This is a genomic window from Azospirillum thermophilum, assembly GCF_003130795.1.
Classification (GTDB): Bacteria; Pseudomonadota; Alphaproteobacteria; order Azospirillales; family Azospirillaceae; genus Azospirillum; species Azospirillum thermophilum.
Genome location: NZ_CP029356.1, coordinates 392,461 through 409,605, shown reverse-complemented (window position 1 = coordinate 409,605; position 17,145 = coordinate 392,461). Strand labels below are relative to the sequence as shown.

General features: G+C 71.0%; 16 protein-coding genes. 13 read left to right on the top strand and 3 right to left on the bottom strand.

The window, feature by feature from the left end:
• The first annotated feature begins 87 nt into the window (after nt 1-87).
• Nucleotides 88-711 carry an HD domain-containing protein gene (locus DEW08_RS23000; protein WP_109331672.1) on the top strand — a complete coding sequence of 208 codons (624 nt, stop codon included), beginning with the start codon at nt 88-90 and terminating at the stop codon, nt 709-711.
• Between the two features lie 60 nt (nt 712-771).
• Here DEW08_RS23000 and DEW08_RS22995 read toward each other — a convergent pair whose 3' ends face one another.
• Nucleotides 772-1,299 carry a helix-turn-helix domain-containing protein gene (locus tag DEW08_RS22995; protein ID WP_109331668.1) on the bottom strand — a complete coding sequence of 176 codons (528 nt, stop codon included), beginning with the start codon at nt 1,297-1,299 and terminating at the stop codon, nt 772-774.
• A 476-nt stretch (nt 1,300-1,775) separates the two neighbouring features.
• Between DEW08_RS22995 and fliF the strand changes: the two genes are divergently transcribed.
• The 11 genes from fliF (at nt 1,776) to DEW08_RS22945 (ending at nt 13,663) form a co-directional block, all read left to right on the top strand.
• Nucleotides 1,776-3,311, top strand: coding sequence for a flagellar basal-body MS-ring/collar protein FliF (gene fliF / locus DEW08_RS22990; RefSeq protein WP_245986919.1), 1,536 nt, complete (start codon nt 1,776-1,778; stop codon nt 3,309-3,311).
• A complete protein-coding gene (locus DEW08_RS33335) occupies nt 3,308-3,436 on the top strand; it encodes a hypothetical protein (protein ID WP_281262072.1) in 129 nt (42 codons plus the stop codon). The genes fliF and DEW08_RS33335 overlap by 4 nt, the downstream gene beginning before the upstream one ends.
• 86 nt (nt 3,437-3,522) lie before the next feature.
• The gene (locus DEW08_RS22985) at nt 3,523-4,290 is read left to right on the top strand and encodes a FliH/SctL family protein (protein ID WP_109331667.1); all 768 of its coding nucleotides are present in this window, start codon (nt 3,523-3,525) and stop codon (nt 4,288-4,290) included.
• Between the two features lie 35 nt (nt 4,291-4,325).
• The gene (fliN, locus tag DEW08_RS22980) at nt 4,326-4,652 is read left to right on the top strand and encodes a flagellar motor switch protein FliN (protein WP_109331666.1); all 327 of its coding nucleotides are present in this window, start codon (nt 4,326-4,328) and stop codon (nt 4,650-4,652) included.
• On the top strand, nt 4,652-5,575 hold the full coding sequence (locus tag DEW08_RS22975; RefSeq protein WP_109331665.1) for a motility protein A: 924 nt from the start codon (nt 4,652-4,654) through the stop codon (nt 5,573-5,575). The genes fliN and DEW08_RS22975 overlap by 1 nt, the downstream gene beginning before the upstream one ends.
• A gap of 4 nt (nt 5,576-5,579) precedes the next feature.
• On the top strand, nt 5,580-7,100 hold the full coding sequence (locus DEW08_RS22970; protein ID WP_109331664.1) for a sigma-54-dependent transcriptional regulator: 1,521 nt from the start codon (nt 5,580-5,582) through the stop codon (nt 7,098-7,100).
• A 38-nt stretch (nt 7,101-7,138) separates the two neighbouring features.
• Nucleotides 7,139-9,316 (top strand): flagellar biosynthesis protein FlhA, encoded by a 2,178-nt coding sequence (flhA, locus tag DEW08_RS22965; protein ID WP_181449475.1) that lies wholly within the window; start codon nt 7,139-7,141, stop codon nt 9,314-9,316.
• A gap of 46 nt (nt 9,317-9,362) precedes the next feature.
• The gene (locus DEW08_RS22960; RefSeq protein WP_109331663.1) at nt 9,363-10,418 is read left to right on the top strand and encodes a flagellar biosynthesis protein FlhF; all 1,056 of its coding nucleotides are present in this window, start codon (nt 9,363-9,365) and stop codon (nt 10,416-10,418) included.
• A complete protein-coding gene (locus tag DEW08_RS22955) occupies nt 10,415-11,209 on the top strand; it encodes a MinD/ParA family protein (RefSeq protein WP_109331662.1) in 795 nt (264 codons plus the stop codon). Before DEW08_RS22960 ends, DEW08_RS22955 begins: the two co-directional genes overlap by 4 nt.
• 823 nt (nt 11,210-12,032) lie before the next feature.
• A complete protein-coding gene (locus DEW08_RS32800) occupies nt 12,033-13,307 on the top strand; it encodes a hypothetical protein (protein WP_245986918.1) in 1,275 nt (424 codons plus the stop codon).
• On the top strand, nt 13,304-13,663 hold the full coding sequence (locus DEW08_RS22945) for a hypothetical protein (RefSeq protein ID WP_168220483.1): 360 nt from the start codon (nt 13,304-13,306) through the stop codon (nt 13,661-13,663). Before DEW08_RS32800 ends, DEW08_RS22945 begins: the two co-directional genes overlap by 4 nt.
• 27 nt (nt 13,664-13,690) lie before the next feature.
• Here the strand turns inward: DEW08_RS22945 and hisC are convergent, their stop codons facing one another.
• Both hisC and pheA read right to left on the bottom strand, forming a co-directional pair.
• On the bottom strand, nt 13,691-14,782 hold the full coding sequence (hisC, locus tag DEW08_RS22940) for a histidinol-phosphate transaminase (protein ID WP_109331661.1): 1,092 nt from the start codon (nt 14,780-14,782) through the stop codon (nt 13,691-13,693).
• A 71-nt stretch (nt 14,783-14,853) separates the two neighbouring features.
• Nucleotides 14,854-15,726: a chorismate mutase gene (gene pheA, locus DEW08_RS22935; protein ID WP_109331660.1), complete on the bottom strand. Its 873-nt coding sequence runs from the start codon at nt 15,724-15,726 to the stop codon at nt 14,854-14,856.
• Between the two features lie 200 nt (nt 15,727-15,926).
• Here pheA and metX point away from each other — a divergent pair, with 200 nt between their 5' ends.
• Nucleotides 15,927-17,144, top strand: a complete 1,218-nt coding sequence (gene metX / locus DEW08_RS22930; protein WP_245986917.1) for a homoserine O-acetyltransferase MetX — start codon at nt 15,927-15,929, stop codon at nt 17,142-17,144.
• Nucleotide 17,145: the final 1 nt, after the last annotated feature.

Sequence of the window (17,145 nt, the reverse complement as noted above, 5' to 3'; positions counted from 1 at the left end):
CCGCGCCGCCCTGCACACAGGGGTGGTCGCCGGGGCCGAGGGGAACTCCGCCGTCCGGCATCCCACGGTCCTGGAGTCGTCGCAAGCATGCCCACCGCCTACCAGCTCGACCTGCTGATGAAGCCCAGCGGGCGGACGGCGATCCTGACGGCCTCGGGCTTCGTGCTCGACCTCGCCAGTCCGGACGCCACCGGGCTGCCGGTGGAGGATGTGGCGCGGGCCCTGGCCTATCAGCCGCGCTGGTGCGGCGCCACCAGCCAGTTCTATTCGGTCGCCGAGCACAGCGTGATGGTCTCGCACCTCGTGCCGGAGGCGCTCGCCTATGACGGGCTGTGGCACGACTGCGTCGAGTCCATCTCGGGCGACTGGCCCTCGCCGCTGAAGGTCCATCTCGGCCGGGAGGAGGTGAAGCGCAAGCTCGCCCCGCTGGAGGCCGCGTTCCAGCGGCGCTTCGGCTACCGCGCCGACCTGCCGGAGGTGAAGGCCGCCGACCTCGTCGCCATGGCGACCGAACTGCGCGACCTGCTGCCGCCGGCCTGGATGGACTGGGGTCACCTGCCCGATCCGCACCCGGCCCCCATCCGCCCCGTCGGGCCGGAGCGCGCCTACAGCCTGTTCATGGAACGCTACGAGGAGCTGAAGCACCTGGCCGCCCTGCCGGGCCCGGCCGCGAAGGGACGCGGGGGCACGAGGCGCCGGACCGCCCGCTGACCACCACCCGCCACCCGTCGGCAGCCGGCCGCGCAAGCCCGCCCGGGGCCGGTCCGCCGCTCAGGCGTGGCCGGCGGTCGCCTGACCGGCGCCGCGCCGTCCGCCCCGGCCGCGCATGCCGCGGGAACCGCCGCCCTGGCCCTGGCCCTCGCCGTCCCCGTCGGTACCGTCCGACTGGGCGGCGCAGCGCTCGGCCAGCTCGCGGATGGCGCCGCGCACGTCCGGATCGCGGATGCTCTGGAAATAGCGGGCCAGCATCAGCGCCTCGCGCGAGCGCAGCGTGCCTTCCGTCTCCTCGGGCTGGGCGCCGGCCTCCGGGTTGCCGGCTGCGCTGCGCTGCTCCTCCAGCCCGTCGAAGAAGACGGACACCGGCACCCGGAAGAACTGCGCCAGCTTGTACAGGCGGCTGGCGGACACCCGGTTGAACCCGCGCTCGTACTTCTGCAACTGCTGGAACGTCAGCCCCAGGGCCGCGGCCACGTCGCTCTGGCTCAACCCCGCCAGCATGCGCAGTTCGCGCAGCCTCTGCCCGACGAACACATCGACCTCGTTGAGGCCTTCCTTCTTTTCGCGGCCGCGTCGTTTCACAGCGTCCCCCTTACTCTCGGTGACAGGCACAACAGAAATGGCGATCCGCCGGCACGTGATCCCCGAAAGCACAGAACCCCTCGGGTTCTGGAAGAAATCGGTCGACCGCGTCACGGAATTACAACTCAGCTATGACCTGGAGGGCGCCACGTCAACCGCCGCTGTGCCGACTACCTCTTTTGGTGAAGTCCGGGCGACCCGAATTCCATATCCGTTGCGAAATCGGTGACAATTTCCCGCCAATTCCTTTCGAATCCGCATGGTTGCAGGCGGACGGCCCGAAGCCGCGCGCCGCTAGGCATATTTTGCCGGGCGCTGGGCAAAAACTGCCCAGGAATTAACCGTCTCTTCATCAAGACCGCGCAGCATGGCCCACGATACAGACCTCGGCGCGGTTCTTGCACTTTGCCTTCGCGGATGCGGGAGCCGCCCGGACCGCCCGGCACCGGGGGTTGATTCCGATCGGGGATTGGCGCGTGAACAACCTGCTGCAGACCTTGCGCAACCTGGGACCTGCCCGCCTCGCGGCGATCGGCGGCGTCGGGCTTCTGCTGATCGGGTTCTTCGTCTACCTGACGACCCGCCTCTCCTCGCCGGAGATGGAGCTTCTCTACGCCGAACTCCAGCCCAACGAGGCCGCCGCCATCGCCAAGAAGCTGGAGGAGGCGAAGGTCCCCTTCACGGTGGACAAGAGCGGGACGAAGATCACCGTTCCCGCCGACCAGGTCGGGCCGATGCGCATGCGCATGGCCGCCCAGGGGCTGCCGTCGGGCGGTTCGGTCGGCTACGAGATCTTCGACAAGTCCGAAGGCTTCGGCGCCACCAGCTTCATGCAGAACATCAACCACCTGCGCGCGCTGGAGGGCGAGATCGCGCGCACGGTGCAGACGCTGAACGGGGTGCAGCAGGCCCGCGTCCATCTCGTGCTGCCCAAGCGCGAGCTGTTCGCCCGCCAGCAGAACCCGGCCACCGCCAGCGTGTTCGTGAAGCTGCGCCCGGGCGCCCAGCTCTCGCGCGAGAACATCCAGGCGATCCAGCAGCTCATCGCCGCCTCGGTCCCCAACCTCGACCCCGGCCGCATCTCCATCGTCGACGACAAGGGCAAGCTGCTCGCCCGCGGCACCGGCACCGACACGCCGGAAGCCATGATGGCCTCGGCGGAGGAGAAGAAGCTCGCCTACGAGAACCGGCTGGCCCGCACGATCGAGGATCTGCTGGGCCGCACGCTCGGCTACGGCAAGGTGCGGGCGGAGGTGTCGGCCGACCTCGACTTCGACCGCATCACCACCCAGTCGGAGATCTTCGATCCGGAAAGCCAGGTGGTGCGCTCCACCCAGACGGTGAACGAAAACAGCGAGAGCGCCGACCGCGATCCGCTGCAGCCGGTCACCGTCGACCAGAACCTGCCGACCTCCCAGTCCGGCAACAACGCCGGCCCGCTCTCCTCGAACAAGTCCGCGCGCAACGAGGAGACGATCAACTACGAGATCAGCAGGACGACCAAGAACCATGTGCGCGAGACCGGGCAGGTCCGCCGCCTGTCGGTCGCCGTGCTGGTCGACGGCACCTATCAGCTGTCGAAGGAGGCGCCGCCCGCCTACCAGCCCCGGTCGGAGCAGGAGATCGAGAGCATCAAGGCGCTGGTGCGCAGCGCCGTCGGCCTCGACGCGGTGCGCGGCGACTCGCTGGAAGTGATCAACATGCGCTTCTGGTCGCCCGAGGACGACATCCAGAAGCCCGAAGAGCTGTTCATGGGCCTGACCAAGGACGACGTCTTCCGCATCGCGGAGATGGTCGTCCTGGGCATCGTCGCGGTCCTCATCATCCTGCTGGTCATCCGCCCCCTCATCTCCCGCGCCTTCGAGAAGGCCGAGATGCAGGAGGAGGACGAGATGGACCGCCTGCTGACCGACCAGGGCAACCTGCCGGCGGCGCTGGCCGCCCCCACCGGCGCGCTCGCCAGGATCTGGCGCTGGAAGCCGCCCAGGCCGACGAGGAGCTGGAGCAGATGATCGACATCAACCGGGTCGAGGGGCGGGTGCGCGCCTCCTCCCTGCGCAAGGTCGGCGAGATCGTGGACAAGCATCCCGAGGAAGCCGTGTCGATCCTGCGCAACTGGCTGTACCAGGAGAGCTGAGCCATGGCCGCCCGTCCGATGGTCGCTGACCTGACAGCCGGCAGCCCGGCTACCGGCAGCCCGACGCCCGGCAGGAGGATCCGCGCATGAGCGTCCGGAAGTTCCTGTTCGACGAATCCTTCGACGTGGAGGTCAGCCCCCGCGTCACCTATGCCGAGGACGACGACCTGCTGCCCGAGCCGGTGGCGGATGCCGCGGTGGAGGAGCCGGCCGCCCCGCCGCCGCCGGTCTTCAGCGAGGAGGAGCTGGCCGCCGCCCGTGCCGAGGGCCACGCCCAGGGCTTCGCCGAGGGCGAGTCCGCCGGCCGCTCCGCCGGCTACGGCCAGGGCTTCACCGAAGGCCTGAAGGCCGGGCAGAGCACCGGCTACGAGACGGCGCGGCAGGAGATCGAGGCGCAGGTCAACAGCCGCATCGCCCAGGCGCTCTCGCAGATTGCCGACGGCGTCACCCGCCTGATCGCGGAGCGCGAGGCGACCAACGCCATGCGCTCCGACCAGCCGGTCCACATCGCGCTCGCCGTCGTGCGCAAGCTGATGCCGGAGCTCGCCCGGCGCGGCGGCCTGCAGGAGGTCGAGGCGATGATCCGCAACTGCCTGACCGACCTGATCGACGAGCCGCGGCTGGTCGTGCGGGTGGCGGAGGACACGGTGGACCTCGTCCGCGACCATCTCGACCAGGCGATCTCGTCGCGCGGCTTCGGCGCCAGGCTGATGGTCATCGGCGATCCCGCCATGGCGCCCGGAAGCTGCCGCGTCGAATGGGCCGAAGGCGGGATGGAGCGCGACACGGCCCGGCTGCTGGCCGACGTGGAGCGTTGCGCCGCACGGTTTCTCGAGGCTCCGGCCCCGGTGTGACCGGCGGAGCCTAAGGGTTTACTCGGAGAGTTCGGATGGCCAGTGATAGCTTCTCCCTCAATGACCTCGATTCGGGACGGGGGGACATGTCCGACTACGACGCCACGCCCGGCGTCGCGAAGGATCTGGAGGCGGTGTACGACATCCCCGTCCAGATCTCGGCCGTGCTCGGCAAGTCGACCATGCAGGTCAGCCAGCTCCTGAAGCTCGGCCGCGGCGCGGTCGTCGAGCTCGACCGCAAGGTGGGCGAGGCGATCGACATCTACGTGAACAACCGCCTCGTCGCCCGCGGCGAGGTGGTGGTGGTGGAGGACCGGCTGGGCATCACCATGACGGAAATCATCAAGTCGGACCGCGGCTGATGACGGCGACCCGCGACACCGCCGAGACGACGAGGCCGAGGGCGGCAGCCCGCCAGGCCGCTGCCTCCGCGGCGGCCCCGGCGGCCGTGCCGGCCCCGACCGCGCCGGCCCGCAGCCTGAGGCTGCGCGGCGGTCTCGACGTCGCGACCCTGGTCGGGCTGGCCGCCGCCGCCGCGGTGATCGGGCTGGCGATGGGATCGGGCGGCTCGCTGCGCTCCTTCATCGACCCGCCCTCGCTGATGATCGTGCTGGGCGGAACGCTGGCGGTCACCACCGCCTCCTTCTCGCTCGGCGACGTGGCGGTCGCCTGGAAGGATGCCGCCGCCGTGCTGATCCACCAGACGCTCGACCCCAAGGGGGTGGCGCGGCAGGTGCTGCTGCTGGCGGAAGCCGCCCGCCGCTCGCCGGAGACCCTGCGCAACCTGCTGCCGGAGCTGCGCAGCGAGCCCTTCCTCTACCGTTCGATCACGCTGGTCACCGAAGGGCTGCCGCCCGACGTGATGGAGCGCATGCTGGCGGGCGAGGTGGAGGCGTCGGGCGGCGCCCGGGCCAAGAGCGCGGGCGTGCTGCGCCGCGCCTCGGAAGTGGCGCCGGCCATGGGGCTGATCGGCACGCTGGTCGGGCTGGTCCAGATGATGGGCAGCCTGAACGACCCCTCCGCCATCGGGCCGGCCATGGCGCTGGCCCTGCTGACCACCTTCTACGGGGCCGTGCTCGGCAACGTCGTCCTCGCCCCGCTCGCCGCGAAGGTGGAGCGGGCGGCGGAGGACGATGCGCTGGTCAAGACCCTCTACACCATCGGCGCCGTCTCCATCGCGCGCCAGGAAAATCCGCGGCGTCTGGAGATGCTCCTGAACGCCGTCCTTCCGCCTGGAAAGCGGATCCAGTATTTCGACCGGGAAGCCCCGAAAGTGGGAGCGTGAGGCTATGCGTCTGCTGATCGTTGGAACGTTGGAAGGACACATCACCGCCGCCGGCAAGATCGCCATGCAGCGCGGTGCCAAGGTGTCCCATACCGACAGCATCGAGGGAGCCCTGAACGCGCTGCGTTCGGCCGCCGGTGCCGATCTCGTGATGATCGACGTCAAGCTCGACATCGCCTCCTTCATCGACAGCCTGAAGAACGAGCGGATCACCATCCCGGTCGTCGCCTGCGGCATCGGCACCGACGCCGCCGCCGCGGTGCGGGCGATCCGGGCGGGGGCGAAGGAGTATCTGCCGCTGCCGCCCAACGCGGAGCTGATCGCCGCGGTGCTGGAGGCGGTGGCCGAGGAGAACCACTCCATCGTCTGCCAGGACCCGGCGATGCAGGCGACGCTGCGGCTGGCGGAACAGGTGGCGCCGTCCGACGCCTCGGTCCTCATCACCGGCGAGAGCGGCACCGGCAAGGAGCTGATGGCCCGCTTCATCCACCGCAAGAGCCGCCGGTCGGGCGAGCCCTTCGTCGCGGTGAACTGCGCGGCCATCCCGGAGAACCTGCTGGAATCCGAACTGTTCGGCCATGAGAAGGGCGCCTTCACCGGCGCCGTCGCCCGGCGCATCGGCAAGTTCGAGGAGGCCAGCGGCGGCACCCTGCTGCTGGACGAGCTGTCGGAAATGCATCCGCGCCTGCAGGCCAAGCTGCTGCGCGCCATCCAGGAGAAGGAGATCGACCGCATCGGCTCGTCGCAGCCGGTCAAGGTCAACGTCCGGCTGATCGCCACCTCCAACCGCAACCTGGAGGCCGAGGTCCGTTCCGGCAACTTCCGCGAGGACCTCTATTTCCGCCTGAACGTCTTCAACGTCGCGATCCCTTCCCTGCGCGAACGGCCGGCGGACATCCCGCTGATCGCCGAGCATTACCTGAAGAAATACGCCGAGGCGAACGGGCTGGGCGAGAAGCGCCTGACCGAGGAGGCCATGGCGATGCTGAAGGCCCACCACTGGCGCGGCAACGTGCGCGAGCTGGAGAACACCATGCACCGCGCCGTCCTGCTGTCGCGCGGGGTGGAGGTCGGGCCGGAAGCCATCATGCTGACCAGCCAGATGCTGGCGCCGGAGGGCAGCGCCCAGGCCTCCATCCCCGCCGACTCGCCGGTCGCCAACCCCTTCGCCGGCCCCGGCGGCACCGTCCCCGCGGCCCGGACGCCGGTGCAGACCCCGCCGGCCGCACCGTCGGCCGCCATGCCGTCGATGCCGGTGGTGGTCGCCCCGCCGGGCGCCCTGCCGACCAGCTACGGCCCGAAGGGCGCCAAGGGCGGCGGGCTGTCGGCCCTGGTCGGCCGCACCGTGGCCGACGTCGAGCGCGACCTGATCATCGAGACGCTCAGCCATTGCCTCGGCAACCGCACCCACGCCGCCAACATCCTCGGCATCTCCATCCGCACGCTGCGCAACAAGCTGAAGCAGTACACGGAGGAGGGCGTCCCGGTGCCGACCCCCGGCAGCGAGGAGCGGGCGAGCGCATGACGGACCCCGGCGCGCACTGACCGGCTGCGGAGCGATCCATGGCCCTGACCGAACAGACCAGCAGCAGGGGCGCCGGCGGCGGCGCCATGGCCGGCAACCTCGCCGCCTTCGGCGAGATGTGGAGGGTCGCCAAGGCGTCGCTGAAGCGCGGCGACGTGGCGATGGCGCTCGGCATCATGCTGATCGTCATCGGCCTGATCATGCCGCTGCCGTCGGTGATGCTGGACATGATGCTCGGGATCAACATCACCGTCTCGGTGCTGATCCTGATGGTCACGCTGTTCATCGCGCGCCCGCTGGACCTGTCCAGCTATCCGACGATCCTGCTGATCACGACGCTGCTGCGCCTGTCGCTGAACATGGCGTCGACGCGCCTGATCCTGACGCACGGGCACGAGGGCACCTCGGCCGCCGGCCACGTCATCGAGGCCTTCGCCAGCTTCGTGATGGCCGGCGACTTCGTCATCGGCGTGATCGTCTACGGCATCCTGACGATCGTCAACTTCAAGGTCATCACCGCCGGTTCGGGCCGCATCGCCGAGGTCGCGGCCCGCTTCACCCTCGACGCCATGCCCGGCAAGCAGATGGCGATCGACGCCGACCTGTCGGCCGGCATGATCGACGAGGCGACCGCCCGCGCCCGCCGCAAGGAGCTGGAGGACGAAAGCGCCTTCTTCGGCTCGATGGACGGTGCGTCGAAGTTCGTGAAGGGCGACGCGGTCGCCGGCCTGATGATCATGTTCATCAACATCATCGGCGGCGTCACCATCGCGGTGCTGCGCCACGACATGCCGGTGATGCAGGCGCTCGACACCTTCACCAAGCTGACCATCGGCGACGGCCTCGTCTCGCAGATCCCGGCCCTGGTCATCTCGATCTCCGCCGGCTTCCTGGTGTCGAAGGCCGGTGCCGGCGGCTCCACCGACAAGGCGGTGGTCGGCCAGCTCACCGGCCATTCCTCGGCGCTGGCGCTGTCGGCCGGCGCCATCGGCGTTCTCGCCCTGCTGCCCGGCATGCCGATGCTGACCTTCCTGCCGATCGTCGGCGCGGTCGGGGCGGCCGCCTACTTCATCCCGAAGATGCAGGCGAAGAAGGAGGCCGAGGAAGCGGCGGCGGCCGAAGCGGAGGCGGCGGCCGGCGGACCGGCCGGCCCCGGCGGGGCGCCGGTGATGCCGGACGAGCCGATCGCCACCGCGCTCGCCATCGACCTGATCCGGCTGGAGCTGGGCTACGGCCTCCTGTCGCTGATCAACCAGCCGCAGGCCGGCAGCCACCGGCTGACCGACCAGATCAAGGGGCTGCGCCGGCAGATCGCCGGCGAGGTCGGCTTCGTCATGCCGGCCGTGCGCATCCAGGACAACCTGCAGCTCCCGCCCAACACCTACGTCATCCGCATCAAGGAGATCGAGGCGGGGCGCGGCGACATCCGGCCCAACATGCTGCTGGTCATGGACCCGCGCGGCGACGCCATGAGCCTGCCCGGCGAGCAGACGGTGGAGCCGACCTTCGGCCTGCCCGCCATCTGGATCGAGCCCGGCTATCGGGAGGAGGCCCTGTTCAAGGGCTATACGGTGGTCGATCCCTCGACCGTCGTCACCACCCACCTGACCGAGCTGATCAAGGACAACATGCCGGAGCTGCTGTCCTTCACCGAGACGCAGAAGCTGCTGGACGAGGTCGACAAGGAGCACCAGAAGCTGATCGCCGACGTGGTGCCGGCGCAGATCACCATCGGCGGGCTGCAGCGGGTGCTGCAGAACCTGCTTGCAGAGCGCGTCTCAATCCGTGATCTTCCGACCATCCTTGAGGGCGTGTCCGAGGCGAGCAGCCAGACCCGCAGCATCACCCAGATCACCGAGCATGTGCGCACCCGCCTCGCCCGGCAGATTTGCGACGCGAACACGAACGAGATGGGCTTCATCCCGCTCATCACCCTGTCCCCGGATTGGGAACAGGCGTTCGCCGAGTCGCTGGTTGGTGACGGCGACGACCGGCAGCTGACGATGGCGCCCTCGCGCCTGCAGCAGTTCATCACCTCGGTCCGCCAAACTTTCGAGCGACACGCCATGATGGGCGAGACCCCCGTCTTGCTGACCAGCCCCCTGATCCGTCCCTTCGTCCGCTCGATCATCGAGCGGTTCCGGCCGGCCACCGTGGTGATGTCGCAGAACGAGATCCACCCCAAGTGCCGCATCAAGACCCTGGGGCAGATCTGATGGCAACCGGTTCGCCGCGTGCGGCACATGACGGAAGGGCCCGCCGATGCGGCTGAAATCCTTCCATGCCAAGACCATGGCCGAGGCCATGCGTCTGGTCCGCAAGACGCTCGGCGACGACGCCATCATCGTGGCGACGCGCGAGGAGGAAGGCGGCGGCGTGCGCGTCACCGCGGCGGTCGAGGACGACGACCTGCTGGTGGCGCAGGAGCGCCTGCGCCAGCCGGCCGCCGCCCCCGCCGACCCGGAGGAGCCGGAGATCGACGTCAGCGAGGTGGTGGCCGAGGTGCTGCAGCGCCACGGCGTGCCCGCCGCCCTCGCCGAACAGCTCGTCGATGCGGCGGCCGGGCTCGACACCGACGATCCCTGCCTGGCGCTCGGCGCCGCGCTCGACCAGTTCTACACCTTCAACCCGCTGCCCGACGGGCGCGGCCGGGTGAAGCCGCTGGTCCTGGTCGGCCCGCCGGGCTCCGGCAAGACGCTGATCGCCGCCAAGCTGGCGGCCCGCGCGGTCTTCAAGAAACGCTCGGTCGGCGTCATCACCACCGACACGGTGCGGGCCGGCGGCGTCGACCAGCTCGCCGCCTTCACCCGGCTGATGAAGCTGAAGCTGGCGACGGTGGAGGACCCCGACGCGCTGGCCGGCGCCTTCGAGGTCAACCGCGGCACCGATCTGGTGCTGGTCGACACCGCCGGCCGCAACCCCTTCGACCGGGAGGACATGAACGACCTGAAGGCCCTGCTGGCGGCCGGCGAGGCCGAGCCGGTGCTGGTGCTGCCGGCCGGGCTGGATGCGCTGGAGGCGGCCGACATGGCGCAGTCCTTCCGGGCGATCGGCGTGCGGCGCATGCTGGTCACCCGGCTCGACATGGCGCGCCGGCTGGGCAGCCTGCTGGCCACCGCCAGCCGGGCGCGGCTCGCCTTCTGCGATGCCAGCGTGTCCTCCAAGGTGGCCGAAGGGTTGACTCCGCTGAACCCGCTGGCCTTCGCCCGGATGATGATGCCGCCGGCCGAAGAGAAGAAGGCGCCCAAGCCGGCGCCCAAGAAACTCGCAACCAAGACCAAAGCCGTCAGTTCCCCGTCGTCGAGGACCATCCCATGACCGAACCGGTGTTTCCGGCCGCCCTCAAGAACGTTCGCCCGCTGCGCGGCGCCAACGTGATCGCCGTGGCCAGCGGAAAGGGCGGCGTCGGCAAGACGTGGTTCTCGATCACGCTCAGCCATGCCCTGACCAAGGCGGGGATGAACACGCTGCTGTTCGACGGCGACCTCGGTCTCGCCAACGTCGACATCCAGCTGGGATTCTCGCCCAGGAACGACCTCGGCGCCGTCATCAACGGCGAGGTGACGCTGGCCAAGGCGGCCCAGCGCTTCCCCGACACCGGCTTCGACATCATCGCCGGCCGCTCCGGCTCCGGCACGCTGGCCCAGCTTCCCAGCCAGCGCCTGTCCGGCCTGCGCAACGAGCTGCTGGAGCTGGCGAAGAGCTACGACAAGGTGGTGATGGACATGGGCGCCGGCGTCGACCGCACGGTGCGCACCCTGTCCGGCCCGGCCGGCACCACGCTGGTGGTGACGACGGACGAGCCGACCTCGCTGACCGACGCCTATGCCTTCATCAAGCTGACCCACGCCACCAACCCGGCCGCCGACCTGCGCATCGTCGTGAACATGGCGCAGAGCATCAAGGACGGCGAGCGGACCTACGGCACCATCCTGAAGGCCTGCCAGAACTTCCTGAAGTACAAGCCGGCGCTGGCCGGCATCATCCGCCGGGACCTGAAGGTGCGCGACGCCATCCGCAACCAGTCGCCCCTGCTGACCCGCTCGCCCGGCTGCGACGCCGCCCGCGACGTCGAGGCGATCGTGCAGCGGCTGCTCGCCGGGAAGTAAGGGCGGCCGATGGGCGGCCCGGCCGCTCTTCCCCCGGCGCCGGCCGCCGCACCCGCTTCCGGGCCGGCGGCGCCCGCCGCGGCACCCGCGGTCCCGGTGGCGGACGCCAGGGTCGCCCGGCTTCCCGAGCGGCTGCAGGACATCGCCCGCCCGGTGGTGCTGACCGGCACCGTCGCCGGACAAACGCCGGAAGGCCTGACCCGCATCCGCACCGCCGCCGGCGAGGTCCTGCTCGACACCCCCACCCCGCTGCCGGCCGACAAGCCGGTGACCATCCAGCTCACCCCGGCCCAGCCGCAGCCCGGCGCCCCCGCCGCCAAGCCCGCGGCCGTCGTGCTGCTGCAGAGCGCCGGGGCGCCGGCCACCCCTGCGCCGGCCACCCCGGCGCAGGGGGCCGGGGCCACGCCGGCGGTCATCCTGCCGGCCCCGCCCCCGCCACCGCGCCCCTGCCCGGCCTGCCCGCCCTGGTGCCCGGCGCGATCGTGCCGGCGCTGGTGCTGGCCGCCAACCCGAAGCCGCCCGGCACCGCCACGGCGCCCGCCCAGCCGACCGTTCCCGGCACCCAGGTGCCGGCGGCCCCGCAGGGTGCTCCGGATGCTCCGGCAACCGGCGGAGCCGCAACCCCGCCCCCGCCCCCGCCCCGGCCCCGGCCGCCTCTCCGGCGGGCCCGGCCGCGCCGGCCGGCCGGCCGCAGCCCGGCGTCCCGGTCGAACTTGGCGGCAATGCCGCCCACCCCGGCGCCGAGACCCCCACCCTCGTCCCCCCGGCGAAGGATCTTCCCGACCTGCCGAAGGGGGCGACGGTCGCGCTGAGGATCCTGACGGTGACCCCGCCACCGGCTCAATCCAGCACGTCGCAGGCCGCCACCGCGCAGCCCGGAGCCGCCCAACCCGGCAGCGCACAGCCGGCGGCGTCGCAGCCCGGCCCGCCGCAGGGCAACCTCGCCCGGCCCGCGATGCCGCCGCCGGCGCCACTCCAGCCGCAACCGCTCTCGCCGCCGACCACCGGGCCGGCCCCCGGCCAGCCGGCCGTTCCTTCGCCCCAGTTCCAGCCCCAGCAGCCTGCGGCACCGGCGCAGCCCCAACCGACCCAAACGGCATCCCAGCCCACCACCCAGCCGCCCCCGGGCCAGCGCCCGCCCGCCGATGCCGGCCGGCCGGAGGGCCAGGGCTCCGCCAACCGCGGCTCCGGGCATCCCGCCCCGCCCGATGCGCCGCCCGGCTCCGTCCCGGCGGATCAGCCCGACGCTCCGCTCATCCAGGGCACCGTGGCGGGGGCGACCCCGCAGGGACGGCCGATCCTGGCGACGACGTTCGGCATGCTGGCGCTGGCGGTGCCGGCCAGCCTGCCGCAGGGCACCCGGGTCACCGCCGCCCTGACCAGCGCCGCCGATGCGCTGACCACCGCCGCCCCGCCCGCCGGGCTGCCGGGTCCGCTGACGGAGCGCGACTGGCCGGCCATGCGCCAGCTCGTCGCCGCGCTGGCCGGGCTCGACCGGGCGCTGGCACAGTCGGTGCTGGCGGCGATCCCGCAGCCGAACCGCAAGCTGGGGGCGGCGGCCAGCTTCTTCCTGGCGGCGATCCGCGGCGGCGACGCCCGCGGCTGGCTGGGGGAGGAGGCGGCCGGGGCGCTCGACCGCGCCGGGCGCGGCGACCTGCTGGCCCAGCTCGAACGCGACTTCAGGACGCTGCAGCAGCAGGCGGCCGAGCCGCTGCCCGGCGACTGGCGCCTCTATACCCTGCCGATGTTCGATGGCCAGGGCCTCCGCCCGGTGCAGGTCCACATCCACCCCCTGCATGACGGGGAGGAGGCGCGCGGGCGCGAGAGCGACAAGCCGGGCAGCCGCTTCCTGATCGACGTCGATCTCAGCCGCCTCGGCCCGCTGCAGCTCGACGGGCTGGTGCGGCCGAACCAGTTCGACCTGATCCTGCGCAGCCACGCCGCCCTACCGGGAGAGTTGAAGGTGGAACTGATCCAGATCTTCGCCGACAGCGTGCGCGCCGTGGGCTACACCGGCGGCCTGTCCTTCCAGTCCGGCGCCAAATCCTGGGTGAAGCTGACGCGCGCCGGCCGGTCCGGCCTGGGGGTGAATGCATGACCGGGGGCATCCGGCGGGAGCGTCTGACCACCGCCCCCACTCCGGACTCGCGGCATGATTTCCTGGTGGAGCTGCGGGGCGAGCCGATGCCCGGCACCCGCCTGCGCATCCGCTACGTCCCGGACCGGCTGGTGCTCGATCCCGCCGGCCTCGCCGCCTACCTGCCGGCGCTCGCCACTGTTCCCGGCGGGCTGGAGGCGCTGGCGGTCGCCGTCCTCGACGATCTCAACAACGAACTGGTTCCCCGCTGGGTCGAGGTCTCCGCCGAACGCGACACTCCGCTGCCCCACCGCGTCTCCATCGAAGACCGCCAGCCGACCTGGGACAACCCGGTGCTGCTGGGCCGGCTGGGGTAGAGCCCCGAACCGGCCCGGCGAGCGGCCCTACCCTTCGAGGAACGCCTTCAGCGCATCCACCACGGCGCGCATCTCGGCCTCGGTGCCGATGGTCACGCGCAGGCAGCTCGGCAGGCCGTAGGAGGGCATCTGGCGGACCAGGATGCTGCGGCCCTTCAGGAACTGGCGCGCCGCCTCGGCGTCGTCCTTGCCGGGCTTCTGGCCCTGGAAGTCCACCAGGACGAAGTTGGTCACGCTGGGATGCACGGTCAGCCCCAGGCCGCGCACCTGCCGGGTGAACCACTCGCGCCACTGCTCGTTGTGCTGGCGCGAGCGCTCCAGGAACTCCGTGTCCTCCACCGCGGCGATGCCGGCGACGTGGGCGGCGGTCGAGACGTTGAAGGGGCCGCGCACGCGGTTCAGCACGTCGGCGACCGCCGCCGGGCAATAGGCCCAGCCGATGCGCAGCGAGCCCAGCGCGAAGATCTTCGAGAAGGTGCGCGTCATCACCACGTTGGGGAAGCGCTCCACCAGCTCGGCCCCGGCGGTGTAGTCGTTGCGGTTCATGTACTCGGCATAGGCCGCGTCGATCACCAGCAGCACATGCGGCGGCAGGCCGGCGTGCAGCCGCTCGATCTCCGAGGTCGGCAGATAGGTGCCGGTCGGGTTGTTCGGGTTGGCGAGGAAGACCAGCTTCGTCCGCGGGGTGACGCGCGACAGCAGGGACTCCACGTCGGCGGTCAGGTCGGTCTCCGGCGCCGTCACCGGCGTGGCGCCCACCGACCTGGCGCCGATCGGGTACATCAGGAAGCCGTACTGCGAATACAGCACCTCGTCGCCCGGCCCGGCATAGGCGCGGATCAGCAGGCTGATGATCTCGTCGGAGCCGGCGCCGCAGACGATCCGCCCGGCATCCAGCCCGAACCGCCGGGCGATGGCCTCGCGCAGCGCGGCGGAGGCGCCGTCGGGATAGCGGTGCAGGGTCGCGGCCGCCTGGGCATAGGCCTCCATGGCCCGCGGGCTCGGCCCCAGCGCGCCCTCGTTCGAGGCGAGCCGGATCGTGCCGTGATGCTCACCACCGACATAGGCGGCGATATCGAGAATCCCGGGACGCGGCACGGGGCCGTTCGACTGGCTCATGACGGTTCACATCCAGACAGTGGAGACAGGAAGACAGTGGAGATGGGAACGAGGGATCGTCCGCAGGCCGCTCAGGCGAACTGCAGCGGCACAGCATAGCCGCCGACCGTGTTCACCCGCACGGGGATTTCGCCCGACCGCTCCCTCAGGGCAGTCATGCGCGGATCGGCCGGATCCACGAAGTCGGCGATCTCCACCAGATGGATGGAGGGGCCGGCCGCATCCTTGGAATGCCAGGTGCAGAAGCTGACCGGCGGCAGGCCGCAGGCCTCCAGCATGTCCTTCAGCCGGCCGCGGCTGAGGTCACCCAGGATCTCGATGCTCAGCAGCGTGCGGTCGTCGCCGGTCGGCTCGTGCGGGACCATGGCGATGGCCAGCGCGTCGCGGTCCTCGCCCCGGCCGTTGCCGCGCCCGCCGAAGGGCAGCCGCGCCACGATCTGCGGCCGGCGCGCGTCGGCCGACACCAGGAAGCGCCACCAGGGGTCGCTGTCGTCCTCCGCCGGGTAGGGCACGATGCCGACGGTGGCGGTGCCCTCCGACACGGCGCGCAGCGCCGCCGCCGGGGTGTTGACCGCGGTCATCGGCACGAAGCTGCCGAAATGGTCGCGCGCCACGTCCCAGAAGCCGCGGCGGTCCTCCGGCGCATAGACGGCGACGGCGAAGGGGCCCTGCAGGCGGGTCAGCGCGGTGATCATCTCCCGCCACATGCGGACGATCGCCTGGGCGGGGAAGCTGCCGGCATGGCGCGCCATCAGGCGGCGCAGGATCGTCGCCTCGCGCGCCGGGCGCAGGAAGACGGGCGGGGCTCCCGAACCATCGGCCCCCTTGGCGAGGCCGATTCGCTCGACGACGGCGGCCCGGCGCATCAGCAGATCATGGATCGCGTCGTCGATCTGGTCGATCTCGCGGCGCAAATCGTCGAGCGGGGTGCTGGTTTGCGTCATGGAGGACTTGTGACCATCGGGAGCAAAGCCGGATAGTAGTAGTCCGCATGCGTCCCAAAATCAAAGAAAACATTGACACCCCCAAGGCCTGCGCCGTAGCTGTACGCTCCCTTGTTTCCAGAGGTCCCGACGCCGCCGCCATGTCTGCGCACCAGCCCTCCGTCGTCGCCGCCGACGCGGGCTCAGAGCCCGGCCGGTCCTTGGATTCCAGCCACAGCGGGGATACCGGCCCGTCGCGGCCGCTCTACGCCCAGCCCGTCTACAACCAGCCGGGCCACCGCGTCCTGCTGGGGACGGACAGGCCGTTGCGCCTGGACAGCGGGGCGGAGCTCGGCCCCTTCCACGTCGCCTACCAGACCTACGGCACGCTGAACGCCGACCGGTCGAACGCGATCCTGATCTGCCACGCGCTGACCGGCGACCATTTCGTGCTGGACCGCCACCCGATCACCGGCAAGTCCGGCTGGTGGGAGATGCTGGTCGGCCCCGGCAAGCCGGTGGACACCGACCGCTACTTCGTCATCTGCTCCAACGTCATCGGCGGCTGCATGGGCAGCACCGGCCCGAAGGACGTCAATCCCGCGACCGGCGAGCCCTACGGCCTCGCCTTCCCGGTCATCACCATCGGCGACATGGTGCGGGCGCAGAAGATGCTGATCGACCATCTGGGGATCGAGACGCTGTTCTGCGTCATCGGCGGCTCGATGGGCGGCATGCAGGTGCTGCAGTGGGCGGTCTCCTACCCGGAGACGGTGTTCGCCGCGGTGCCCATCGCCACGGCGGCCCGCCATTCGGCGCAGAACATCGCCTTCCACGAGGTCGGGCGCCAGGCGATCATGGCCGATCCCAACTGGTGCGGCGGCAACTATCTTCTGGAAGGCAGGCGGCCGGAGGCCGGGCTGGCGGTGGCGCGCATGGCCGCGCACATCACCTACCTGTCGGAGACGGCGCTGCACCGCAAGTTCGGCCGCAACCTGCAGGACCGCAAGTCGGTGACCTACGGCTTCGACGCGGACTTCCAGGTGGAAAGCTACCTGCGCTACCAGGGCGCCTCCTTCGTGGAGCGGTTCGACGCCAACTCCTACCTCTACATCACGCGGGCGATGGATTACTTCGACCTCGCCGCCGACGCCGGCGGGGCGCTGACCAACGCCTTCCGCAAGGACGGGCGGCCGACGCCGGTGCGCTTCTGCCTCGCCAGCTTCTCCAGCGACTGGCTGTTCCCGACCTCCGAATCGCGCGCCATCGTCCATGCGCTGAACGCGGTCGCCGCCAACGTCAGCTTCGTGGAGATCGGGACGGACAAGGGTCACGACGCCTTCCTGCTGGACGAGCCGGAGTTCCACCAGGTGATCCACGGTTTCCTGGAAGGCTGCGCCGAGCATCGCGGCCTCACCGTCCGCCGCCGCGCCCGCTGAT

What these genes read in the sequence shown, in the direction of transcription:
- DEW08_RS23000 (WP_109331672.1), top strand. Translation starts at nt 88, where the DNA reads ATGCCCACCGCCTACCAGCTCGACCTGCTGATGAAGCCCAGCGGGCGG.
- DEW08_RS33335 (WP_281262072.1), top strand. Translation starts at nt 3,308, where the DNA reads ATGATCGACATCAACCGGGTCGAGGGGCGGGTGCGCGCCTCCTCCCTG.
- DEW08_RS22985 (WP_109331667.1), top strand. Translation starts at nt 3,523, where the DNA reads ATGAGCGTCCGGAAGTTCCTGTTCGACGAATCCTTCGACGTGGAGGTC.
- fliN (WP_109331666.1), top strand. Translation starts at nt 4,326, where the DNA reads ATGGCCAGTGATAGCTTCTCCCTCAATGACCTCGATTCGGGACGGGGG.
- DEW08_RS22975 (WP_109331665.1), top strand. Translation starts at nt 4,652, where the DNA reads ATGACGGCGACCCGCGACACCGCCGAGACGACGAGGCCGAGGGCGGCA.
- DEW08_RS22970 (WP_109331664.1), top strand. Translation starts at nt 5,580, where the DNA reads ATGCGTCTGCTGATCGTTGGAACGTTGGAAGGACACATCACCGCCGCC.
- flhA (WP_181449475.1), top strand. Translation starts at nt 7,139, where the DNA reads ATGGCCCTGACCGAACAGACCAGCAGCAGGGGCGCCGGCGGCGGCGCC.
- DEW08_RS22960 (WP_109331663.1), top strand. Translation starts at nt 9,363, where the DNA reads ATGCGGCTGAAATCCTTCCATGCCAAGACCATGGCCGAGGCCATGCGT.
- DEW08_RS22955 (WP_109331662.1), top strand. Translation starts at nt 10,415, where the DNA reads ATGACCGAACCGGTGTTTCCGGCCGCCCTCAAGAACGTTCGCCCGCTG.
- DEW08_RS22945 (WP_168220483.1), top strand. Translation starts at nt 13,304, where the DNA reads ATGACCGGGGGCATCCGGCGGGAGCGTCTGACCACCGCCCCCACTCCG.
- hisC (WP_109331661.1), bottom strand. Translation starts at nt 14,782, where the DNA reads ATGAGCCAGTCGAACGGCCCCGTGCCGCGTCCCGGGATTCTCGATATC.
- pheA (WP_109331660.1), bottom strand. Translation starts at nt 15,726, where the DNA reads ATGACGCAAACCAGCACCCCGCTCGACGATTTGCGCCGCGAGATCGAC.